16 protein-coding genes and 1 riboswitch are annotated in these 22,628 nt (G+C 65.0%); of the genes, 10 read left to right on the top strand and 6 right to left on the bottom strand.

The annotated features are described in order from the left end of the window. Positions 1-127 precede the first annotated feature (127 nt). A riboswitch (glycine riboswitch) is annotated at positions 128-217 on the bottom strand. 201 nt (positions 218-418) lie between these two features. Then, positions 419-3,109, top strand: a complete 2,691-nt coding sequence (gene alaS / locus V5279_RS29900; RefSeq protein ID WP_338690764.1) for an alanine--tRNA ligase — start codon at positions 419-421, stop codon at positions 3,107-3,109. Positions 3,110-3,120: 11 nt separating this feature from the next. After that, on the top strand, positions 3,121-4,371 hold the full coding sequence (locus tag V5279_RS29895) for a cyclic nucleotide-gated ion channel (RefSeq protein ID WP_338701442.1): 1,251 nt from the start codon (positions 3,121-3,123) through the stop codon (positions 4,369-4,371). Between the two features lies 1 nt (position 4,372). Here the strand turns inward: V5279_RS29895 and V5279_RS29890 are convergent, their stop codons facing one another. The 3 genes from V5279_RS29890 to V5279_RS29880 all read right to left on the bottom strand — a co-directional run bounded on the left by V5279_RS29890 (position 4,373) and on the right by V5279_RS29880 (position 8,065). Beyond that, the gene (locus V5279_RS29890) at positions 4,373-4,873 is read right to left on the bottom strand and encodes a DUF3455 domain-containing protein (RefSeq protein ID WP_338690762.1); all 501 of its coding nucleotides are present in this window, start codon (positions 4,871-4,873) and stop codon (positions 4,373-4,375) included. Positions 4,874-4,909: 36 nt separating this feature from the next. Beyond that, positions 4,910-6,124 (bottom strand): NADP-dependent isocitrate dehydrogenase, encoded by a 1,215-nt coding sequence (locus V5279_RS29885; RefSeq protein WP_338690760.1) that lies wholly within the window; start codon positions 6,122-6,124, stop codon positions 4,910-4,912. A 213-nt stretch (positions 6,125-6,337) separates the two neighbouring features. Continuing rightward, entirely contained in the window at positions 6,338-8,065 is a 1,728-nt protein-coding gene (locus V5279_RS29880; RefSeq protein ID WP_338690758.1) for an alpha/beta hydrolase family protein, read from the bottom strand. Positions 8,066-8,381: 316 nt separating this feature from the next. Between V5279_RS29880 and V5279_RS29875 the strand changes: the two genes are divergently transcribed. The 5 genes from V5279_RS29875 (at position 8,382) to V5279_RS29845 (ending at position 17,339) form a co-directional block, all read left to right on the top strand. Continuing rightward, positions 8,382-9,581 (top strand): TrmJ/YjtD family RNA methyltransferase, encoded by a 1,200-nt coding sequence (locus V5279_RS29875; protein ID WP_338690756.1) that lies wholly within the window; start codon positions 8,382-8,384, stop codon positions 9,579-9,581. Between the two features lie 1,106 nt (positions 9,582-10,687). After that, entirely contained in the window at positions 10,688-11,947 is a 1,260-nt protein-coding gene (locus tag V5279_RS47110) for an Ig-like domain repeat protein (RefSeq protein ID WP_414645961.1), read from the top strand. A 38-nt stretch (positions 11,948-11,985) separates the two neighbouring features. Beyond that, positions 11,986-14,595 carry an Ig-like domain repeat protein gene (locus V5279_RS29855; RefSeq protein WP_338690749.1) on the top strand — a complete coding sequence of 870 codons (2,610 nt, stop codon included), beginning with the start codon at positions 11,986-11,988 and terminating at the stop codon, positions 14,593-14,595. Positions 14,596-14,789: 194 nt separating this feature from the next. After that, the gene (locus V5279_RS29850) at positions 14,790-16,094 is read left to right on the top strand and encodes an adenylate/guanylate cyclase domain-containing protein (protein ID WP_338690747.1); all 1,305 of its coding nucleotides are present in this window, start codon (positions 14,790-14,792) and stop codon (positions 16,092-16,094) included. A gap of 327 nt (positions 16,095-16,421) precedes the next feature. Next, positions 16,422-17,339 (top strand): MBL fold metallo-hydrolase, encoded by a 918-nt coding sequence (locus tag V5279_RS29845; protein WP_338690745.1) that lies wholly within the window; start codon positions 16,422-16,424, stop codon positions 17,337-17,339. Positions 17,340-17,414: 75 nt separating this feature from the next. On the opposite strand, the gene V5279_RS29840 is transcribed toward V5279_RS29845, so the two are convergent. Together V5279_RS29840 and V5279_RS29835 are read right to left on the bottom strand one after the other, a co-directional pair. After that, positions 17,415-18,641, bottom strand: coding sequence for an ABC transporter substrate-binding protein (locus V5279_RS29840; protein ID WP_338690743.1), 1,227 nt, complete (start codon positions 18,639-18,641; stop codon positions 17,415-17,417). 229 nt (positions 18,642-18,870) lie between these two features. Beyond that, positions 18,871-19,332, bottom strand: coding sequence for a PACE efflux transporter (locus tag V5279_RS29835; RefSeq protein WP_338690741.1), 462 nt, complete (start codon positions 19,330-19,332; stop codon positions 18,871-18,873). A gap of 86 nt (positions 19,333-19,418) precedes the next feature. Between V5279_RS29835 and V5279_RS29830 the strand changes: the two genes are divergently transcribed. Then, positions 19,419-20,309, top strand: coding sequence for a LysR family transcriptional regulator (locus V5279_RS29830; RefSeq protein WP_338690739.1), 891 nt, complete (start codon positions 19,419-19,421; stop codon positions 20,307-20,309). Positions 20,310-20,411: 102 nt separating this feature from the next. Continuing rightward, on the top strand, positions 20,412-21,140 hold the full coding sequence (locus V5279_RS29825) for an SDR family oxidoreductase (protein ID WP_338690737.1): 729 nt from the start codon (positions 20,412-20,414) through the stop codon (positions 21,138-21,140). 11 nt (positions 21,141-21,151) lie between these two features. Here the strand turns inward: V5279_RS29825 and V5279_RS29820 are convergent, their stop codons facing one another. Next, a complete protein-coding gene (locus tag V5279_RS29820; protein ID WP_338690735.1) occupies positions 21,152-21,814 on the bottom strand; it encodes a TetR/AcrR family transcriptional regulator in 663 nt (220 codons plus the stop codon). A 267-nt stretch (positions 21,815-22,081) separates the two neighbouring features. On the opposite strand from V5279_RS29820, the gene V5279_RS29815 reads away from it, so the two are divergent. Continuing rightward, on the top strand, positions 22,082-22,624 hold the full coding sequence (locus V5279_RS29815) for an OsmC family protein (protein WP_225647260.1): 543 nt from the start codon (positions 22,082-22,084) through the stop codon (positions 22,622-22,624). Positions 22,625-22,628 lie beyond the last annotated feature (4 nt).

Here is a 22,628-nt window from a genome sequence, read left to right as displayed (position 1 = left end):
GCGGTTCCCGCAGGGGACCTATTTCCCCTTGAGAAACCTGCAGAAAGCCCCATCTGTCGCTGTGCCTGAGAGTATTATCCCGTCGGCGGACGCATCGGGGATGACCCAGCGCCTCTTTCCAGATGTCAGACGTCACGCGGTCCTTTTGCCTGAGAGTTTCCGGGGCGGTTGCTCCTTCGGCGCCGGCGCAAGGCCGGTCTCTCCCGACGTGACTTAGCTATAGGTAGGTAGAAAACACGGCGCCGCCAAGACTGTCAACGCAGCTGCAGCAACTATCCAGTGGGCTTTGTGCTGCCGCGGCAAGCCCATGATCCGCCTGCACAGTTTCTGGACACCGCAGCTGGCCTTGTCTAAAAGCGTTCGGCCGGAAATGACGCCTTTTTGCGGCTGACCGGCCCCTATTTCCGATTGGATGAACATGAGCAGCGTCAACGACATCAGGTCGACTTTTCTGAACTACTTCAAGGCGAACGGCCACGAAATCGTGCCGTCGTCGCCGCTGGTGCCGCGCAACGACCCGACCCTGATGTTCACGGCGGCCGGCATGGTGCAGTTCAAGAACGTCTTCACCGGCGTCGAGAAGCGTTCCTATCAGCGCGCGACCACCGCGCAGAAGTGCGTGCGCGCCGGCGGCAAGCATAACGACCTCGACAATGTCGGCTACACCGCGCGCCATCTCACCTTCTTCGAGATGCTCGGCAACTTCTCGTTCGGCGATTACTTCAAGGAGCGCGCGATCGAGCTCGCCTGGAACCTGGTCACCAAGGATTTCGGGCTGAAGAAGGACAAGCTGCTCGTCACCATCTACCACGACGACGACGAGGCGGCGGGCCATTGGAAGAAGATCGCCGGCTTCTCGGACGACCGCATCATCCGCATCGCGACGTCGGACAATTTCTGGGCGGCGGGCGATACCGGGCCGTGCGGTCCGTGCTCCGAGATCTTCATCGACCGCGGCGAGCATATCTGGGGCGGACCTCCGGGCAGTCCGGAGGAGGACGGCGATCGCTTCCTCGAGTTCTGGAACCTGGTGTTCATGCAGTTCGACCAGGTGACGAAGGAGGAGCGCGTGCCGCTGCCGCGTCCCTCGATCGACACCGGCATGGGCCTGGAACGCATGGCCTTGATCCTGCAAGGCGCCGAAAGCGTGTTCGAGACCGATCTGTTCCGCCATTTGATCGATGCGGCCGCATCCGCGCTCGGACACGGTCCGAACGAGCAGACCGTTGCGTCGTATCGGGTTATCGCGGACCATCTGCGCTCGTCGGCGTTCCTGATTGCCGACGGCGTGCTGCCGTCGAACGAGGGCCGCGGCTACGTGCTGCGCCGGATCATGCGCCGTGCGATGCGCCATGCCCAATTGCTCGGCGCGCATGAGCCGCTGATGCACCGGCTGGTCTGGGCGCTGGTCCGCGAGATGGGTCAGGCCTATCCGGACCTGGTGCGTGCGGAGAAGCTGATCGAGGAGACGCTGCGGCTGGAAGAGACGCGCTTCCGCAAGACGCTGGTGCGCGGCCTGTCGATCCTCGACGAGAAGAGCGCCGGCCTCAAGAAGGGCGACATGTTCGACGGCGACACCGCGTTCACGCTGTACGATACCTTTGGCTTCCCGCTGGATTTGACGCAGGACGCGCTGAAGTCGCGCGGCATCAGCGTCGACCAGGCGGCGTTCACCGATGCGATGGAGCGGCAGCGCGTCAAGGCGCGCGCCTCCTGGACAGGTTCGGGCGAGGCGACGACCGAAGCGATCTGGTTTCCGCTGCGCGAGAAGCTCGGCGCGACCGAATTCCTCGGCTATGAGACCGAGAGCGCGGAAGGCGTGGTGACGGCACTGGTCAAGGACGGCGCCGAGACCGGCACTCTCAAGACCGGCGAGAGCGGCGCGATCGTGTTGAACCAGACCCCGTTCTATGCGGAGTCCGGCGGCCAGGTCGGCGACATCGGCATCCTTACGCGTGACGGCGTCAAGTTCCGCGTCACCGACACGCAGAAGAAGGCAGGCGATCTGTTCGTGCATCTGGGCACGGTGGAGCAGGGTACGCTCAACGTCGGCACCGCGTTGCAGCTCGAGGTCGATCACGCGAGGCGTTCGTCGATCCGCGCCAACCACTCCGCGACGCACCTCTTGCATGAGGCGCTGCGCCAGGTGCTCGGCGATCACATCGCCCAGCGCGGCTCGCTGGTCACGCCGGACCGGCTGCGCTTCGACTTCGTGCATCCGAAGCCGATCACGCCGGACGAGCTTGCCCGGGTCGAGGACATCGCCAACGACGTCGTGCTCGAGAATGACGAGGTGACGACCCGCATCATGGGGGTCGACGACGCCCGCGAGGCCGGCGCTCGCGCGCTGTTCGGCGAGAAATATGGCGACGAGGTCCGCGTCGTCTCGATGGGCAAGAGCGCCCGCGAGCACGGTCAGAACGTGCTCGGCTGGTCGGTCGAGCTTTGCGGCGGCACCCATGTCCGCCGCACCGGCGATATCGGCCTGATCTCGGTGACCGGCGAGGGCGCGGTGGCGTCGGGCGTGCGCCGCATCGAGGCACTGACCGGGCGCCATGCGCGCAGGCACGCCAATGACACGATGGCGCTGGCCAAGACCGCGGCGCAGGAGCTGCGCACCACGATCGAGGATGTCCCGGCGCGCATCACGGCGCTGATGGAAGAGCGCAAGAAGCTCGAGCGCGACCTGTCGGACGCCCGCAAGAAGCTCGCGATGGGCGGTGGCGGCGCGTCGTCGAACGGCGCGGCCTCGGGCGTGCGCGAGGTCGGCAACGTCAAGCTGCTCGCCCGCGCGGTCGAGGGCGTCGAGACCAAGGACCTGAAGAGCCTCGTCGACGACGGCAAGAAGCAGATCGGCTCGGGCGTGGTCGCGATCGTCGGCGTCACCGAGGACGGCAAGGCCGGCATCGTGGTCGGTGTTACCGCCGATCTGACCTCGCGCTTCAACGCGGTCGAGCTGGTGCGCAAGGGCTCCGAGGCGCTCGGCGGCAAGGGCGGCGGCGGCCGGCCCGACATGGCGCAGGCGGGCGGGCCCGACGGCGCCAAGGCGGATGCGGCGCTGTCGGCGATCGAGCAGGCGATGACTCAACAGGCATCGGCCGGCGCCTGACGGAGAGGCTGATCGTGGCGACGGCTCCGGGCAAGCCCACGATCAGCGATCCCGGGCTGCGCGACCGTCTCTACGCGCTGCTCGAGCAGGACCACCTGCCGCATTCGGTCGGCTCGCGCTTTGTCCGGCTGGTCATCGCGATCATCAGTGTCGACGTGCTGGCGGCGATCCTGGCATCGGTGCCCGAGTTCGATGCGCAGCTGTGGTGGCCGTTCACGGCGATCGAAATCGCCGCCGTCATCGCCTTTGCGCTGGAATATGCCGCGCGGCTCTGGAGCGTGGTCGGCCGCTCGCTGCGCGACATGACGCCGCTGCAGGCGCGGCTCGAATACGCCTTCTCGGCGCTCGGCGTGATCGACCTGCTCGCCTTCCTGCCGTCGGCCATCGCGCTTGCGATTGGTGACAAGACCGCGCTGGTGCTGTTCGGCATGCTGCCGTTCCTGAAGCTGGTGCGCTATTCGACCGCGATGCGCTCGCTGCTGGCGGCCCTGCACGCCGAGCGGCGCACGCTGTTCGGCTGCGTCGTGATCCTGACCGGCGCGGTGCTGCTGTTCGCCTCGCTGCTCTATGCCATCGAGCACAAGGTGCAGCCGGACAAGTTCGGCACCATGCCGCAGGCGATGTGGTGGGCGATCGTGACGCTCGGCACCGTCGGTTACGGTGACGTCGTCCCGGTGACGCCGCTCGGGCGGATCGTCACCGTGGTTGCGATCGTGGTCGGCTTCGCGATGATCGCGCTGCCGGTCGCGATCGTCTCGACCGCGTTCGCCGACGAGGTCCGGCGCCGCGACTTCGTCGTGACCTGGGGCATGCTGGCGCGGGTGCCGCTGTTCTCGCATCTCAACGCCGCCGATATCGCCGACATCATGCGCCTGCTGCGGTCGCAGACCATCGAGGCCGGCGAGGTGCTGGTGCGGCGCGGCGACGCGGCGTCGTCGATGTATTTCATCACCGCGGGCGAGGTCGAGATCGACCTGCCGAGCCAGCGTGTGCGGCTTGCCGACGGCGCGTTCTTCGGCGAGATCGCGCTGCTGCGGCGGACCAACCGCTCCGGCACGGTGACGGCGACGCGCAAGACCAAGCTGCTGGCGCTCGACGCGCAGGACTTCCATGCCCTGATCGAGCGCATGCCGGCGCTCGCCGCGCATGTCCGGGAAACGGCGGAGGCGCGGCTCGCCGATCCGCTCACGGCCGGTGGCGACCTAGCCGCCGGCGAAATTGCCCAGGCGCCGAGCGAGACCGACGGCGGCATCCGCGACTAGCTCAGTCGCGGCGCAGGAACACGTAATCCGCCGAATAGGGGGCGCTCCGCAACGCGCCGACCTTGTCGCAGGCGCCGTCGAGCGCACCACCCGAGGTGTTAATCCGCTGCACGGTGGCGACGCTGGTCAGCACGCCGTTGCCGCGGTGGGCGATCACCTCGAGTTTCAGCCAGGGAATATCTGATGCGGTGGCGCCGGGTGCGCTGCCGGCGGTGCGGGCGGTCACGGCGCTGCCGTCGACATGCTCCCAGTTCGGGCCGGCATAGTGCCGGCCGACCGTGCGGCCGCCGGCGATCAGGGTGGCGATGGGTTCGCGGAACGACCAGGCGAGCTTGCCGTCGGTGACCGGCTTGCACTCATAGACCTGGGCGCCCTCGGCGTGGACGGTGAGGACCGCGGTCTCGTCCGGCGCCGCAACGGGGGCGGGCAGGGGATCGGCAGCGAGCGCCGCCGATCCGGTCAGCAACAAGGATGCGAGCGTCACCCGGCCGAGTAGGGTCATGGTCACGCTCACTGCAACGTTCGGCAACAGGCGGCCTTAGGCCGCCATCGCCTTGCCGAGGTTGTCGGCAACCTTGTCGAGGAAGCCGGTGGTCGAGAGCCAGCGCTGGTCGGCACCGACCAGGAGCGCCAGGTCCTTGGTCATGTAGCCCTCCTCGACGGTCGCGACGCAGACCTTCTCCAGGGTGGTGGCGAACTTCGCCAGTTCCGGATTGTTGTCGAGCTTGGCGCGGTGGGCGAGGCCACGGGTCCAGGCGAAGATCGACGCGATCGAGTTGGTCGAGGTCTCCTTGCCCTTCTGGTGCTCGCGATAGTGGCGGGTCACGGTGCCGTGGGCGGCTTCGGCTTCCACGGTCTTGCCGTCCGGGGTGAGCAGCACCGAGGTCATCAGGCCGAGCGAGCCGTAGCCCTGGGCCACGGTGTCGGACTGCACGTCGCCGTCATAGTTCTTGCAGGCCCAGACATAGCCGCCGGACCATTTCAGCGCCGAGGCCACCATGTCGTCGATCAGGCGGTGCTCGTAGGTCAGGCCCTTGGCGTCGAAGTCCTTCTTGAACTCGCGGTCGAATACGTCCTGGAAGATGTCCTTGAAGCGGCCGTCATAGACCTTCAGGATCGTGTTCTTGGTCGACAGATAGACCGGGTAGTTGCGCATCAGGCCGTAATTGAACGAGGCGCGGGCGAAATCGATGATGGAATCGTCGAGATTGTACATCTGCATCGCGACGCCGGCACCGTTCGCCTTGAACACTTCCTTCTCGATCACGGCGCCGTCTTCACCGACGAACTTCATCGTCAGCACGCCCTTGCCGGGGAACTTGATGTCGGTGGCGCGGTACTGGTCGCCGAAGGCGTGGCGGCCGATGATGATCGGCTTGGACCAGCCGGGAACCAGGCGCGGCACGTTCTTGCAGATGATCGGCTCACGGAAGATGCAGCCGCCGAGGATGTTGCGGATGGTGCCGTTCGGCGACTTCCACATTTCCTTCAGGTTGAATTCCTTCACCCGGGCCTCGTCCGGGGTGATGGTGGCGCATTTGACGCCGACGCCGACCTTCTTGATGGCGTTGGCGGCGTCGATGGTCACCTGGTCATTGGTCGCATCGCGGTATTCCATGCCGAGATCGAAATAGAGCAGTTCGACATCCAGGAACGGGTTGATCAGCTTGTCCTTGATGTACTGCCAGATGATCCGGGTCATCTCGTCGCCATCGAGCTCGACGACGGGATTGGATACCTTGATTTTTGCCATGACGGAGGGGCCCTCTTGGGAACAGCGCGCTTTTGACCGCGGGTTGGAATACGCCTGCGCTATAGCACCGCCCGGGGGCGGGCGGAAGCGGACCGGTTATGCACTTTAAGCCCATCTTTTCATCGAGAACCGCCATTCTGATGGCGGCTCCCGGTCCTTGTCTTTGACGGGTTTTCTTCACGCGAACCGGTGCCCACTTCGCTTGAAAACCCTCTAAAATGGGACCTGGGTCGCCGTCCCCGCCACGATGTACCAGGTCACGAACAGGCCTGCGATCAGGGCCCCCGGCAGGCTCGATCCGGTCCGCCGCCAGGTGAAGGTCGCGATCACGGCGACGATCGCCAGGAGCGGCACGAACTGGATCGCAACGATGGTCGAGAGCGGCACGAAACTGGGGTCCGGGATCGGATTGAACAGTTTTCCGGTCAGCCACAGCGTGCCGTATTGCAGGACCAGCAACACGATGAAACCGAACGTCAGCGCCAGGATGTTGGTCAGATAGAGCGCCCCGCGCGGGGCATCCATGGTCGAGAAATTCCGGTGCAGCACGTGCAGCGCCACGACGAAAAACGTCGTGAACGGAATCAGATAGATCAGGAAGATGAGGAATTGCTTCGCGCTCATCAACTTGAGTGCGACGATCCAGAACCTGAAGTCGATCTTGAACGCGAGGTCGGCGAGCCAGAGCGCGGCATAGCCGACCGCAACCGAAATCACCGCGATCACGACGGATTGACCGACGAGGCCGGCCCGGCTGGCGCGCTTCGGCGCGAACCGCATCAGGGCGAGCGTGATCAGGCCGTTGATGATGACCCAGACCAGGATCTGGTTGGTGATGCCCTGCGGCAGGAACGTGCTCGGGGTCACGAAGGTGCCGCCCAGCGCAAAGGCCGGATAATAGGTCAGCGCCGGAATGAAGGCCGAGAGGATGAACGCCGTGGTCCAGCGCCGGCCGCTCGCGGCCTCATGCGGCGGCATGGTGCCGTCGGCGACCGCCGGCAGCCGCAGGCGGGAGAACATCTGTGCCTCCAGCAGCCCGTCGAACGTCCCGATCACGAGCGCGACGAAGCCGATCAGCGCGATCAGGGTCCCGATCTCCTTGCGGAACCAGATCTGGTCGTCAACGGGGCGCGCCGTGCCGCCCTTCAGCGTTTTGGCGAACCAGTCGAGGCTGTAGCCGATCGCCTCATGCGAGATGTGCTCGGCCGGATGGGTCATCGCCGGCGTGTACAGCACCCGTGCGGTGCCCGCAGCAGGATCGCCATAGACCTTGCCCGGCTCGACCGCGCCCTGGGTGCCGAACAGCGCCCAGAGCTTTGGGCTCGTGGCGACGTCGCGGGCGAGGTCGACGCCCCACATCAGGGTGGAGAATTCCTCGTACTGGGCGAACACCAAAGCGGTGTTGCGCGGCCAGCTCGCGGTGCCCTCGGCGGCGAACGGCTTGCCGGTCGAAGACCCCTCCAGCACCATCGACTTGTAGTCGTTGGGCATCGCGGCGGCGGCGGCCAGTACGGTCCAGCCGCCCATCGAATGGCCCTCGAGCCCGATGTTCTCCTTGTCGACGAATGGCAGGCTGCGGAGATAGGCAAGGCCGTCGGGTCCGCCAAAGCCGTTGGCGAAGGAGGGCGGGTCGCTGTAGCCATGGCCGGTCTGGTCGAGCGCCAGCACGACATAGCCGCGGCGGGCGAATTCGATGGCGAAGCCGTCCTGGGTCTCGCGCGAATTGATGTAGCCGTGGACCGCGAGGATGCCGGGCGCCGGGATCTGCGCCGTGGCATTCGCCGGGATATAGAGCAGGGCACTCATCGTGTTGCCCTTGGCGCCCTTGAACCTGACTTCCTCGATCCGGATGCCGCCTGCGGTCTGCGTGAGGTGGGCGAGCAGGCCCCCCGCCAAGATCAAAACCAGGCCCACAATCGCCAGCGTCCATCTGCCCCGCATCGTCGTCCCCCCAAGGTGCCTCGCCGTTCAACCGGCGTCTCAAGCGTGCCTTTACAGCTTCGCTTTGGTTGTGGTTGATAGCCTATCCGAAGGCGAAGCGCGCGCAAGCGGCAGCCTGCGCTGCGTGCGACCTGGACTCCGATTGAGGATTCGCAATCGCCGCTAACCCTGTTATCTCCTTGGAGAAAATGGTCCCGCGCAAAACCGGTACACAGCTGGTCGATGCTGCTCTTGGGCCGCCTGCATGAGACTTTGAATCAGGCTCTTCGGAAGCTGATTCAAAACCTTCAGACGTTGAATCAGAAAGCGAAGTGAGATGTCCGGCACCGACAAGACCAAGGCAGGGCACGACCTTGCCGGTCCCGTCGTCATCCTGGTCGAGCCGCAGCTTGGCGAGAACATCGGCATGGCCGCGCGCGCGATGGGCAACTTCGCGTTGACCCGGATGCGCATCGTCAATCCGCGTGACGGCTGGCCGAATGTCGCCGCGCAGCGTGCCGCGGCCGGCGCCGACCACATCATCGGTTCGGTTGAACTGTTCGACACCGTCGAAGAGGCGATCGCCGACCTGACGCTGGTGTTTGCGACCACCGCCCGTGCCCACGACCAGGCCAAGCCGGTGGTCGGGCCGGAAGGCGCGGCCGGCGAGATCGTCGGCCATGTCGCCTCCGGCGGCGGGGCTGGCATCCTGTTCGGGCGGGAGCGCGCCGGCCTGACCAATGAGGAGGTCGCGCTCGCCAACCGCATCATCACCTTCCCGGTCAACCCGGGTTTCGCCTCGCTCAATTTGGCGCAGGCGGTGCTGTTGATGGGCTACGAGTGGTTCAAGCTCTCGACCGCGGGCGCGCTGCCGTTCGCGATGCCCGAGCGCTCCGAGCCGGCCTCCCAGCACCAGATGCAGGCATTCTTCGACAACCTCGTCGCCGAGCTCGACAAGGTCGAGTTCCTGCGGCCGGCGGAGAAGCGCGACACCATGCTGGTGAACCTGCGCAACATCTTCACCCGGATGGACCCGACCAAGCAGGACATGCACACGCTGCACGGGGTGGTGATGGCGATCGCCGAGGGGCGCAAGGGCCCGGCCAAGGGCGGCGTGCTCGACGGCGCCCAGGCGACCCGGCTGCGGGCGCTGCTCGCGGAACAGGGAGGGGGCGGCGCCGTCGCCGACTACTCCAGCACGGTGCGCGGCCTCGCCCGGCTGCTCCGCCGCAACCCGACCGACGCCGAACGCATCCTGTGGCAGGCGCTGACGCGGGACCGCCGCTTCGCCGGCCAGTTCAAGCGCCAGACCCCGGTCGGCCGCCACATCCCCGACTTCGTCTCCTTCGTGCACCGGATCGCGATCGAGCTGGTCAATCCGAACGAGAGCGAGGCCATCGGCGCCGACCGCACCAAGCGCCGCGCCTGGCTCGAGGCGCGCGACTATCGGGTGGTCGACATGCACGTGGCCGACGTCGAGCGCGATCTCGACGGCGAGCTGGCGCGGCTGGAGGGGAGTTTGCGGCAGGGGCGGTGAGGTTTGCGGGCGTTCCGTTCGCGCAAGAATCGATTTGAGGCCCGGATACTCTCCACACGTCGTCCCGGCGAAGGCCGGGACCCATACGCCGCGGCAGATGTGGTTGACGGGACTCGTCGTTCCAACGGTGCATAACAATCGGCATTTGTGGTTATGGGTCCCGGCCTTCGCCGGGACGACGGTGAATGTGTGGCGCGATTTGTGACTCACACAACCGCGTTCTCGCGATATGAATCGTCCGAGCTTTGCTCTTCGTTTCGCCCTCTGAGAATAGAGGGCGCAGGGAAAGCCGGGTGCCGATCGCACCCATGGGCCCCGAGCAAAAGGGTAGAGAGCTCGGGGGTAGGACCACAGGTGTAACCGGAGCAATCCGGCTTTCCCTGCGCGATGGGTTACGGCTTACTTCGTGCTCTCCCCGGCGAGACTGGGCTTGCTTGTCACCGCCTTCGCAAGACGCAGTTGCGTCTCACAAAAGGACACCGGCCGCTAGGGCGTCAGGACCACACGACTTCACCGTCCGCGTCATGCGCACTCGTCAGTTGCGCAATCAGCGTCCACCGCATCTCACCGCAACACCCGTGACGATGCGCAGCGCCCCTCGATCGGGTGAGACGGGCGAACCATACACTGAGTTGTTTTTCTGATAAAGCGAAATATTTTCAGCGCGTGGGCTTGACAGGTTTTGCTGAGTTGCCCGTCGGGTCGCCTTTGCACTCGTTGTCGCCTGACGTGCCGAGTGTCCGCCGTCTCCAATTTCGATTCGCATCATCTGCAGTCAGACGTTTCTCGTCGATCGTCAGCGCCGATGAATATCACTTTGCGCACGGGATATTCTCATTCAGCGCATGCACCGCACGAGATGCAAACTGTCGGCAGTGAGCCGCGAGTTCGCGTTGTTGCAGTTGAGTAACGCGGCGAGAGAATTGCTTGTTCTCCGGGTGGATGCAGCGAGATCTGTGCGTGTGCCAATTGTCTTTGCATCGTTGTCGTTGCTAAGTGGCGGCGACTTTCTGGCTGAAAATAATTGATGAGTTTGGCGCGTTGCGGGCTCGCTCGCCTCCGCCGTTTCGTGGGGTTGGGGTTTACCGGTGGCTGCCTTTTTGGGGATGAGCGCCTTTGCGCGCATGTTGCGCGCGAGTTCGGCGCAAGCCGGACGGTACGTCACGGCGATCTGTCTTGCGATGCTTCTTTCTGCCGCTGCGGCGCATGCACAGACCAACACGACCTTTACAATTCAATCGGTGTCCAATTTCAGCCCTGTCGTTGGAGAAACGGTCACCATCAACGGAACCGTGAGCGCCGCCGATAGCTCGGTGCCTTCGGGGACCATGCGGGTTGCGATCGACGCAGGCCCCTTGAACCCAGCTGGCACTGTCGTTGCGGGGGCAGTCACCCTGACCTCGACGTTCTCCAGCGCGGGACCTCACTCGATCATAGCCCGGTTCGTTCCGGATAATACGACCGCCTACAACATCTCCAACACCCGGTCCGTCAACCTCACTGCCGTTCAGGCCAGCACGACGACGGCGCTGACCTCATCGCTCAATCCCAGCGTCGCAGGACAGCCGGTCACTTTCACGGCGACCGTCAGCGTGACGGCGCCGGGCACGGGTACGCCGACCGGGGCCGTGAACTTCCTTGACGGGGGCACATTGATCGGCACCGGGACGTTGAGCGGCAATAGGGCCACCTTCACGACCTCGTCGCTCCCGACGGGAAGCCGCACGATCACGGCCGTCTATGTCGGGGACTCGAATTACACGACCAGCACGTCTTCTGCTGTCGCGCAGCGGGTAGATCCCAACTCCACCACAACGGCATTGGCATCGTCGGCCAACCCCAGCACGGTCGGCCAGTCCGTGACATTGACGGCAACCATCACGCCTGCGATCTCGACCTCGCTGTCGCCGACGGGAACGGTGACGTTTTCCGACGGCGGGACGCCGATCGGCACCGGCACGGTGAGCGGCGGCGTTGCCACTTTCACCACCTCGTCGCTCTCGCTAGGCAACCATTCGCTCCGCGCTTCCTATGGCGGCGACACCAACTTCAACGGCAGCTCGGTCTTCAGCGTTCCCCAGACCGTCAACCAGGACGCCACGAGCACGACGTTGTCATCGTCGGCAAATCCGGGCACGGCGGGCGTAGCGGTGACGTTCACAGCAACCGTTGCTCCGGCGTCGCCGACGTCGGGCGCGCCGACCGGAACCGTGTCATTCTTCGACGGTGCGACCCTGTTGGGCACCGGCACGTTGAGCGGCGGGTCTGCGAGCTTCACGACTTCGTCGCTTCCAATCGGGAGCCGTTCGATCCCGGCGTCTATCAGGGAGATGCCAACCATTCCACGTCGACGTCGTCAGCGTTGAGCCAGGCCATCAACGCCGGACCGGCCACGCACTTCTCCATGTCTGCGCCTGCGTCCGCCGCGCCGGGAACGGCGTTCAACGTCACGGTCACGGCGCTGGATGCTTCAAGCAATATTGCCACGAGCTATCTCGGCACGGTGCATTTCACGAGCAATGACGGCGCGGCGGTCTTGCCCGCGAACTACACGTTCGGCCCCGGCGACGCCGGCGCGCATACGTTTTCGGTCGTGTTGAACTCCGCCGGCAATCGCACCGTCACGGCGATCGATACGGCGAGCAGCGCCATCACCGGCACCGGTAACATCAGTGTCAGCACCAGGGCGACCACCATTTCGGTTGCGTCTTCGGTCAACCCCAGCAGCACGGGCCAGTCCGTGACCTTCACCGCCACGGTGACGGCGTCGGGCGGCACGCCGACCGGTACGGTGACCTTCAAGGACGGCGCGACGACGCTTGGCGCGCCGGTCACGCTGAGCGGCGGCATCGCGACCTTCAGCACCACCACGTTGACCTCAGGGGTGCATTCCATCACCGCGGACTACGGCGGCGACCCCAATTTCACGGGCTCGACGTCGTCGGCGCTGACCCAGAACGTCAACGTCGCGCCCTCGACCACGACGCTGACGTCGCCGGCGAACCCGAGCCGGGCCGGGCAGTCCGTGACCTTCACCGCCACGGTGACGGGCACCAGCGGCACGCCGACCGGCACGGTGACCTTCAAGGACGGCGCCACGGCGCTGGGCGCGCCGGTCACGCTGGCCGGCGGCATCGCGACCTTCAGCACCACCGCATTGACCGGCGGGGCGCATTCCATCACCGCGGTCTACGCCGGCGACACCAATTTCACCGGCTCGACGTCGTCGGCGCTGACCCAGAATGTCAATGTCACGTCCTCGACCGCGACGCTGACGTCTTCGGCGAACCCGAGCAAGGCCGGGCAGTCCGTGACCTTCACCGCCACGGTGACGGGCGCCAGCGGCACGCCGACAGGGATGGTGACCTTCAAGGACGGCGCAACGACGATCGGCGGACCGGTGCCGCTGAGCGGCGGCGCCGCAACCTTCTCGACCAATGCGCTGAGCGCGGGTACGCACGCGGTGACTGCTGTCTACAGCGGTGACGGCAGCTACACCGGTTCGACCTCGGCTGCGGTATCGCAGGTGGTGCAGGGCGCCACCACCACGACGCTGACCTCCTCGCTCAATCCAAGCCCATCCGGGCAACCGGTGACGTTCACCGCTGTCGTCACGGGTCTCGGCGGAACGCCCGGCGGCACGGTGACGTTCAGCGACGGCGGGACCGCGATCGGCACCGCCACGCTATCTGCCGGCGTCGCGACTATCACCACGACGACGCTCGCCGCCGGCAGCCATTCGATCATGGCGAGCTATGGCGGCGGCGCCAATTTCAACCCGAGCGCCTCGCAAGCGTTGGCGCAGACGGTGAATACGCCGTCCGACAGCGCCAAGCTGCGTGAGTTGCAGGTCAACGTCACCAAGGTGGTGGCGCAGGCCTCGGGTCAGGCGATTTCGGGGGCAATCGACTCGGCGATCTCCGACGGCTTCAACGACAATGGCGGCAACTTTGCCACCCCGGGCCCGTCGGGCATGCGATTCAATTTCGCCGCCGATGGCAACGATGTTGGCGAAGCCGGAGTCAATCCCGCGCAATCCCGCAGCGCATACAGTGCGAGCGGCGACCTTGCAGGCACCGGCAATGGGCGAACGGGCCAGACAGGCAGCCGCCGCGTCGACGATGCCTTCGCGGCGATCGACCAGCAGATGCCGCGCAAGGCGCCGACGAAGAATTTCCGCGAAGACAAGGACTGGCTGTTCTGGGTCGATGTCCGCGGCTCGGGGATCGACCGCCTGACCTCGACGACCACGGCCGCCGGCACCACCACCGCAGCAGCGCCGCTCTATGGCCAGCAGATCAACGCGCTGGCGGGATTGACCTACCGGATGCGGCCGGACTTCCTGGTTGGCGTGGTCGGCGGCTACGAGAATTTCAGCTATACCGAGCAGGACATCAACGGCAAGCTGACCGGCGACGGCTGGACCATCGGCTCCTATCTCGGCTGGAAGATCACGCCGACGCTGCGCTACGACGCCGCCGTGACCTATTCCGGCATCGGCTATAACAGCGTTGCCGGCACGGCCCAGGGCAATTTCAGCGGCGATCGCTGGATGGTCGCAACCGGTCTGACCGGGACCTACAAGGCGTGGGGTTTTGCCTTCGAGCCGTCGGCGAAGGTCTATGCGTTGTGGGAGAATGAAGGCGCCTATGTCGATTCACTCGGCACCCAGCAGGCGAGCCGCCGCTTCTCGAGCGGCCGCGCCTCGGCCGGCATGAAGGCGATCTATCCATTCGCCTGGACCGATATCGTCTTGCTCGCGCCGTATCTCGGCATCTACGGCGACTATTATTTCAACCAGGACAATGCGGCCGCGATCGTCGCGGCCGGCGGCGTTCCGCTCGCCTCGACGCCGCTGCTTGACGGCTGGTCGGCGCGCGTGACCGCGGGACTTGGTGCCAAATTCGAAGGCGGCGCCGCCCTCGGCGTCGGCGCCGAATATGGTGGCATCGGCGCGAACTTCCAGACCTGGACCTTCAAGGCGAGGGGGCAGGTGCCCTTCAGCGCGCAATAGGCAGGGTTTCCACACAGTCACCTTCGGCGCCTGGGTACGCGTTCGGTCTCGATCGAACATGGGCGGCTGTGACAGCGTACCGAGCTGGCTTTCGACGCGCTTGGGCAGGCGACCTTGAGCCGTTTCGGACGATCCGATCTTTCGCTATAATTCCACGCTGGCCGTGAAAACCTCTGGAAGCGTGGGGGGCGTTAATGCAGCCGGACACGCGGTACGCCAAGAGCGGCGACGTTCACATCGCCTATCAGACCTTCGGCGAAGGCCCCGTCAACGTCGTTTTCGTGCCCCCTGGCTTCACCAATGTCGAGCAGTGGTGGGAGGAGCCGGACGTTACGCGTTGGCTGCTCCGCTTGGGCAGCTACGCCAGGGTCGCCATGTTCGACAAGCGTGGCACCGGCCTGTCGGATCGCGTGACCGACTTCCCCGGTCTCGACCAGCGCATGGACGATCTGCGGGCGGTGATGGATGCCGCGGGCATGGAGCAGGCGGCGCTCCTCGGCAACTCCGAGGGTGGCACGATGTCGGCGTTGTTCGCCGCGACCTATCCCGATAGCTGCCGCGCACTGGTGCTCTGCAACGCCTATCCTGCATCGACATTCGCGCAGGTGAGGCTGGAGCAAAGCCTCGAATATATCCGGCGCGCCTGGGGAAGCGGCCTCAGCCTGACGCGGTACGCGCCCTCCCGCGCGCATGATCCGGCAGTCACTCGCTGGTGGGCCAGGAACGAACGGATGTCGAATAGCCCGGCCGGTGCCGCGGCGTTCGCCCGCATGAACCACCTGATCGACGTCAGCGACATCGTCTCCACAATTCGGGTTCCTACCCTTGTTATCCATCGGACCGACGACAGGGTCGTCAGCGTCGAGGGGGGCCGGTTTCTCGCGAAGCATATTCCAGGTGCGCGCTATCTGGAGTTGCCGGGGGAAGACCATCTCCCTTTCTTCGGTGAGAATGCCGGTGACATTTCCGATGCAATCGAGGAGTTTCTGACCGGCTCACGGCCCCCCGTTGCGGTCGATCGCGTGCTTTCCACGGTGCTCTTTACCGACATCGTCGGTTCGACAGAGAAAGCCGCCACGCTCGGCGACCATCGATGGCGCGACCTGCTTGATCATCATCATGCCGTGATCCGGCGCAGCCTCTCCAGATTCCGCGGCCGCGAAGTCAAGATGACCGGCGACGGCGTGCTCGCCACCTTCGACGGACCGGCCCGCGGCGTGCGTTGCGCGTGCGCAATTGCCGACGAGGTCAGGGGCTTGGGCATTGACGTCAGAGCCGGACTGCACACAGGCGAGTGCGAAGTGATGGGCGATGATGTCGGCGGAATTGCTGTTCACATCGGTGCTCGCGTCGCGGCCCTTGCCGGTGCAAGCGAAGTGCTGGTGTCGGGTACGGTCAAGGATCTGGTGGCGGGGTCCGGCTTGCGCTTTGGTGACCGAGGCAGTCATTCGCTCAAAGGCGTTCCAGGCGAATGGCGTATTTTCGCTGTCGAAAGGTGAATGCATGACCACGTGGCGGGACGCCGGCGCTCCCCGCGCTCATCTTTGCCACACCTCGTGTCAGTCAAGTTGTCATTTCTACAGCAGGTTGAAAATGCCATCACCGGGTGGCGCGAAGGTCCATTCGCGTTCGCGTTGTGATCGTTCGTGCTCATTTTCCTCGGGCGCGCCGCGCTGTCGGGCCGTCGCCTTTGCGCGCATCGGCAGCAATCTCTCTACACTGACGACAATCACTCTGGCGCAGCAGCAGAGGCGGTTCGCTAGACATCTCTCCATTCTAACGCAACCACGCCGCAACGCAGCGTGGTCGGTCAGCTGGAGAGAACCATGAACCTACACAACACCTCACACCTCGGTCGGCCGGGGCCCGAAGAGCTGGTTCCGTCGCGCTACGCGTTGCGGATCGGAGAGATTGACGTGCTGGTGGTCAGCGATGGGGTGCTGCCGCTCCCAACCGCGATGTTGGCACACAACGCCGCGCCGGCCGTCCGGGCGGCCTGGCTGAACGACATGTTCCTGCCGGCGGACGCCTTCGATTGGGCGCTGAACGTGGTCGTGGTGCGGAGCGGCGGGCAGACCATCCTCGTCGACGCCGGGCTGGGGCTCGATCCGGAGTTGCACTTGCCGCGGGCCGGGCAATTGATCAAGCGGCTGGAGGCCGCCGGCATCGATCTTGGGTCCGTGACCGACGTGGTGCTGACCCACATGCACATGGATCACGTGGGCGGGCTGCTCGTCGACGGGGTGAAGGAGCAGCTGCGTCCGGACCTGCGGATCCACGTGGCGGCCGCCGAGGTCAAGTTCTGGGAGGCGCCTGATTTTTCCCACGTCTCGATGCCGCCGGGATTCCCGGACGCGCTTCGGGCGACCGCCAAGCGGTTCAGGAAAGAGTACCAGAGCCAGCTCTGCACGTTCGAGGACAAGCATGAGATCGCGCCGGGGGTGGTCGTCCATCGCACCGGCGGCCACACCCCCGGGCACAGCGTGGTTCGCCTCGCGTCCGGCGGCGACAGCCTGACATTCGCAGGCGACGCCGTGTTCGCGGCCGGGTTCGAGCACCCCGACTGGTACAACGGCTTCGAGCACGACCCCGAGGAGGCGGCCCGCGTTCGTATCCGTCTCTTGCGCGAGCTGGTGGAGACCGGTGGGCTGCTGGTGGCCACGCACCTGCCGTTCCCCTCCGTCGGCCATGTGGCGGCCGACGGCGACGCCTTCCGCTGGGTGCCGGTGTTCTGGGACTACTGAGCGCTTGTCGGGTTAGGCCAAGCCAGGGCGCGTGCTCATCGCGTTGATGAGTTCACGCCCTGGGTGGCGCCGCGATCAGGCCTTCGAGATGCCGCCGTCGATCACCGGTCCCATCGGCTCGTAGCGTTCGCCGCTGAAGCGCACCAGTTGCAACTGCTCGAGCGGATAATAGTCTGATGGCGAGGTGTTGATCTTGATGCCCGGCAGCAGCATGTCGGATTCGAAATCCTTCAGGTTCGCCGCCTGCTTGATGATGCTGTCGGACGAGACGTCGTCGCCGCATTGCTTCAGCACCTGAACCAGGATCTGGCTGGTGAGATAGCCGGTGACGGCATAGATGTCGTTCTTGGCGGCTGCCGGATCGTATTTGTCGAGGAAGGCCCGCCATTTCTGGATCGCGGGATCGCTGTCCCAGGCGGCGTCGACCGGATCCTTCAAATAGGCGCTGGAGATGATCCCCTTGGACACGTCGTACCCCGCGGCCTTCAGCGTCGAGCCCGCGGACGAGGCGTTGTTGCCGATGTAATGCGCCGGTTGCCAGCCGAGCTCGGCGATCTTTTTGATGCCTTGGGCTGCGAATTTCGGCGTGGTCATGCTCATGAACACGTTGGCGCCGGCGGATTTGCAGCGCACCACCTGGCTGTCGATGGTCGGATCAGCGGTTTCGTAGGACAGCTCCGCCACGATGGCGGATGCCTTGGCGCCGAGGCCGTCCTTGAAGCCCTTCAAGACGTCGCGGCCGAAATCGTCGTTTTGGTAGACGATGCCGATCTTGGCGTCGGCCTGGGTCGACAGCACATGCTGCGCGAAGGCCCGGCCCTCGATCTGGTAGCAGGGCTGGAAGCCCATGGTATAGGGGAAATTCCTGTAGTCGCCGAACTTGGTGGCGCCCGAGGCGATGAAGAGGTGTGGGACCTTCTTCTGGTTCATGTACTTCATGATCGCCGCATTGGTCGGCGCACCGAGCGGCGCAAACAGCACGTCGATCTCGTCGCCTTCGACCAGCTTGCGCGCCTGTTCCACCGTCTTGGCCGGGCTGTAGGCGTCGTCATAAGTGATGTACCGGATCATGCGGCCGTTGATGCCGCCTTGCTCGTTGATCATCTTGAAATAGCCGCCCGGCGTGCGGCCGATCGACGAATAGACCGCAGCCGGTCCCGAATAGGCATCGATGTTGCCGATCACGATCTCGGTCTTGCCTTTGGCGAGCGCGGGCTTGCCGAGCAGCAGCGCGGCTGACGTCGCAGCTGCGCCCTTGATGAGATGACGGCGGGTTGGCTGGATTGAACGGGTTGTTGTCATTGGAGTCCTCCGCTTCTTGTTGTTGGCCGTTTGGCATTGTTGGCCGTTTGGCAGCCTCTGACGGGCATGCCGGCTTCCAGCACCGTACAGCGCTCAAGCCGGATCGAACCAGTGTATGAGCGCTGCACGGCGGAACTTGTGCGCAGTCGCTACCATCAGGAATATTGCTGCGGTGTCAGGGTCCGGCGCGGCAGATCAATTGATCCACCGCGCCGAACGCTGAGGCCGATCAGGCCGGCAGCGCGCGGCTTGCCGCGCGACCGTGCGCGCCGAACTGGCGCACCGGAAAGACGCGATCGTAGGCGATGTTGAACGCGAACGCGTAGACCAGATAGAACGCGACGATGGAGATATCCATCATCAGCGCGGCCCACAGCGAGACGCCGAGATACCAGGCGACGAACGGGATCAGCAGCACGATCAGACCGGCCTCGAACAGCATCGCGTGCACGAGGCGGATCGGTATCGTCTTGACGACACGCCCGGTGAGGCGGACCAGTGCGTGGTCGAAGCCGAGATTGAACATGAAGTTCCAGGCCGTCGCCACCGTCGCCGAGACGACGCCGATGACGCCCATATGGGCGATCGGCTGATTGAACAGCCAGGCGGCCGCCGGCGTGAAGATGGCGATACCGATCAGCTCGAACAGGACTGCGTGCCTGACCCGATCGGAGAAGGAACGCATGGACATGGTGAAACCCTTTCTTGTCGTTGTGACCGGGTTTCTATCTGATATTGTGCGATAACAAAGTGAGATAATATCTGGAAAAGAGATAGATGGCCGTTTCCATGGACCAACTCGAATCCTTCGTGGCGGCTGCCGAGCAGGGCTCGTTCTCCGGTGCGGCGCGGCTTCTGAAGAAAGCGCAATCGGCCGTCAGCACCCACGTCGCCAACCTGGAAACCGACCTCGGCATCGCGCTGTTCGATCGCGCCGGCCGCAACCCGGTGCTGACCGAAGCTGGGGCGCGCCTGTTGCCGGAAGCAAAACTGATCCTCGATCGTCGCGAGCACCTGATCGGTGTTGCGAGCAGTTTCGAGGCGCATGTCGAGAAGCGGCTGGTGGTGGCGATCGACGAGCTCTATCCGGAGAGCGCGGTCGGGGAGCTGTTTGCGGAATTCGCTGGGCGTTTTCCCCATGTCGAACTGGAGCTGTTGTTTCCGATCATGGAGGACGTCAGCCGTCTCGTGCTCGACGGCAAGGCCGATGTCGGTGTGATGTGGCGGCAGGAGCATCTGCCGCCTGAACTGGGCTTCAAGACCATCGGCTGGGTGCCGCTGCAGCTCGTTTGCGGCAAGAACCATCCGCTGGCGCATGGGCGGGTGGACTGGGAGGAACTGAAGCGGCATCGCCAGATCATGGTCACGGTGCGCAATGAAGGCACCGAGCGGCATCGGCTGCGCGTGGCGGCCGAGGTGTGGTGGGTCGAGAGCCATTGGGTGATCCTGCAAATCCTCAAGCAAGGCGTCGGCTGGGCGCTGATCCCGGCACACATCATGGCGAGTTCGTCGGTTGCCGAAGAACTGGCAATTCCCGAACTGGAATTCGACGAGGGCGCGCATCCGGTCGCGCTCGAAGTGATCTGGCACAAGCAGCGGCCGGCGGGGCCGGCGGCAAAATGGCTGCGTCGCCGTTTCGCCACGCGACCGCCGATGCTCCGCATGTGACAGGGCGCGCGCGTCAGACAACGTCGCGCGTCGCATGGGAGCTGACATTGCGACCGTGATGTGTTGCCATGTGCGCCGCACTGACCTGACAGGATGGAGACGATGGCGAAGCAATTGGAAGGCAAGGTCGCGGCCGTGACCGGGGCGGCGTCGGGCATTGGGCTGGCGAGCAGCGAGGCGATGCTGGGTGCGGGCGCGCGCGTGGTGATGGTCGACCGCGATGCCGCGGCGCTGCAGGCGCTCGCGGCCAAGCACGGCGATGCCGTGATCCCGCTGGTCATCGACCTGCTCGATGCGAAGGATTGCGCGACGCTGCTGCCGAAGATCCTGGCGAGGACCGGCCGGCTCGACATCCTGCACGCCAATGCCGGCAGCTATGTCGGCGGCGACCTCGTCGATGCCGACACATCAGCGATCGACCGGATGCTGAACCTCAACGTCAACGTCGTGATGAAGAACGTGCACGACGTGCTGCCGCACATGATCGCGCGCGGCTCCGGCGACATCATCGTCACCAGTTCGCTGGCCGCGCATTTCCCGACGCCGTGGGAGCCGGTCTATGCATCGTCGAAATGGGCGGTCAACTGCTTCGTGCAGACGGTGCGGCGCCAGGTGTTCAAGCACGGCATCCGCGTCGGCTCGATCTCGCCCGGGCCGGTGATCAGCGCGCTGCTGGCCGACTGGCCGGCGGAGAAGCTGCAGGAGGCCAAGGCGGCGGGCAGCCTGCTGGAGGCCAGCGAGGTCGCCGAAGTCGTGATGTTCATGCTGACGCGGCCGCGCGGCATGACGATTCGCGACGTCGTGATGATGCCGACGAATTTCGATCTGTAGGAGTATCTGCCTTACACCGCGACCAGCTGCTCGGCCGCGCCGCCTGCGCGCTTCGGCTTCTTCACCTTGGCCGGCGCGAACAGATTGCCCGCGGCGAGGCCCGCGGTGTCGGCGACAGCGGGATCACACGACACCATCGCGGCGACGATGGCGCCGTCGATCAATAGCGCGAGCTGGTGCGCGAGCACGGCCGGCTCGGCCGCGCCCATCTCGGCGGCGAGCTTTTCGATATGCGCCAGCACCACCTTCTTGTGTTTCAGCGCGATATTGCGGAACTGCTTCGCGTCCTTGTCGTGCTCGGCGACCGCGTTGATGAAGGGGCAGCCATAGAAGCGCTCCTCGGCGAACCAGACCTTCAGCGCAGGAAAGATCCGCGACAGCTTGGTCTGCGGATCGCCGCCGCCGGCCTCGATCGCGCCGATGAACCATTCGCGCCACTGCTTGCCTTCGCTCTCCAGCACCGCGTGCACGAGGTTGGTCTTCGAGCCGAACAATTTGTAGAGCGTGGTCTTGGCGGTGCCGGCCTCGTCGATGATCGCATCGATGCCGGTGGCGTTGATGCCGTTCTTGCAGAACAGATGCGTCGCCGCGTTGAGCAGGCGTCCGCGCGCGGATTCGTCATCGCCGGCGGCGAACGCGGCGGCAGGTTTTTTCTTTGCAAGCGATTTGGCCATGCGCGGCAGTAAATCGGAGCGCGGTGAAATCATCAAGCCGCATCTTCGCGGGGGCGGTTATCTGCGCGGTCCTGCGCTGAAAATAATCGCGGCAGCGCGGCAGATGCACCGCGTTTGAGCAGCCGCACCCTGATCAATCCGCAGGCAGGCAGGGCTAAGCACCTGCGCGATTTCAGCTTTTGATTTGACGGCGGACTGGCACGCTTCATGCAGGAAACAGACCGTTCGGTATCCTGACCATTTCAATCGCTCCCAGGGAGAAAACTGATGACCGCTGTCGCTCAAAAAACCGCACTGACCGGCTGCCTCGCGCCGATCGACAGAGGCGGGCTCGAGCAGCTGATTGCCAACGGCAAGGCCAACCCGAAGGTGATCAAGACCTTGAAATGCAAGACGGTGGCCGAGGGCAAGTTCCGCCACGCCAACTACATCCGCAACCTCGCGCCCTACATCGTCGACGAGCCGCCGGGGCTGCTCGGTGACGACACTGCGCCGAATCCCTCCGAGGCCTCGCTCGCCGCGCTCGGCTCCTGCCTTGCGGTCGGCCTGCACGCCAACGCGGTGCATCGCGGTTGGATCGTCAACAAGCTCGAGCTCGAGCTCGAGGGCGACCTCAACATCACCGCGGTGTGGGGCACCGGCGATGTCAGCGAGAAGCCGGTCGGCTTCACCGACGTCCGCGTCAAGGTCGACATGGAATGCGAGGGCGTCCCGCAGGCCGAGATCGACGCGCTGGTGGCGCATGTGAAGAAGTGGTCGCCGGTCGCCAACACCTTCACCCGTCCCGTCAATCTCGAGGTCAGCGCGTAGCACT

The organism is Bradyrhizobium sp. 26S5 (assembly GCF_036923295.1).
Classification (GTDB): Bacteria; Pseudomonadota; Alphaproteobacteria; order Rhizobiales; family Xanthobacteraceae; genus Bradyrhizobium; species Bradyrhizobium septentrionale.
Note: the sequence above shows the minus strand (reverse complement) of the source record. Positions and strands in the feature narration are given on the sequence as shown.

Excerpts from the sequence above, each read along its gene's own strand:
- alaS (WP_338690764.1), top strand. The coding sequence starts at position 419 with ATGAGCAGCGTCAACGACATCAGGTCGACTTTTCTGAACTACTTCAAG.
- V5279_RS29890 (WP_338690762.1), bottom strand. The coding sequence starts at position 4,873 with ATGACCCTACTCGGCCGGGTGACGCTCGCATCCTTGTTGCTGACCGGA.
- V5279_RS29885 (WP_338690760.1), bottom strand. The coding sequence starts at position 6,124 with ATGGCAAAAATCAAGGTATCCAATCCCGTCGTCGAGCTCGATGGCGAC.
- V5279_RS29880 (WP_338690758.1), bottom strand. The coding sequence starts at position 8,065 with ATGCGGGGCAGATGGACGCTGGCGATTGTGGGCCTGGTTTTGATCTTG.
- V5279_RS29875 (WP_338690756.1), top strand. The coding sequence starts at position 8,382 with ATGTCCGGCACCGACAAGACCAAGGCAGGGCACGACCTTGCCGGTCCC.
- V5279_RS47110 (WP_414645961.1), top strand. The coding sequence starts at position 10,688 with ATGAGCGCCTTTGCGCGCATGTTGCGCGCGAGTTCGGCGCAAGCCGGA.
- V5279_RS29855 (WP_338690749.1), top strand. The coding sequence starts at position 11,986 with ATGTCTGCGCCTGCGTCCGCCGCGCCGGGAACGGCGTTCAACGTCACG.
- V5279_RS29850 (WP_338690747.1), top strand. The coding sequence starts at position 14,790 with ATGCAGCCGGACACGCGGTACGCCAAGAGCGGCGACGTTCACATCGCC.
- V5279_RS29845 (WP_338690745.1), top strand. The coding sequence starts at position 16,422 with ATGAACCTACACAACACCTCACACCTCGGTCGGCCGGGGCCCGAAGAG.
- V5279_RS29840 (WP_338690743.1), bottom strand. The coding sequence starts at position 18,641 with ATGACAACAACCCGTTCAATCCAGCCAACCCGCCGTCATCTCATCAAG.
- V5279_RS29835 (WP_338690741.1), bottom strand. The coding sequence starts at position 19,332 with ATGTCCATGCGTTCCTTCTCCGATCGGGTCAGGCACGCAGTCCTGTTC.
- V5279_RS29830 (WP_338690739.1), top strand. The coding sequence starts at position 19,419 with ATGGCCGTTTCCATGGACCAACTCGAATCCTTCGTGGCGGCTGCCGAG.
- V5279_RS29825 (WP_338690737.1), top strand. The coding sequence starts at position 20,412 with ATGGCGAAGCAATTGGAAGGCAAGGTCGCGGCCGTGACCGGGGCGGCG.
- V5279_RS29820 (WP_338690735.1), bottom strand. The coding sequence starts at position 21,814 with ATGGCCAAATCGCTTGCAAAGAAAAAACCTGCCGCCGCGTTCGCCGCC.
- V5279_RS29815 (WP_225647260.1), top strand. The coding sequence starts at position 22,082 with ATGACCGCTGTCGCTCAAAAAACCGCACTGACCGGCTGCCTCGCGCCG.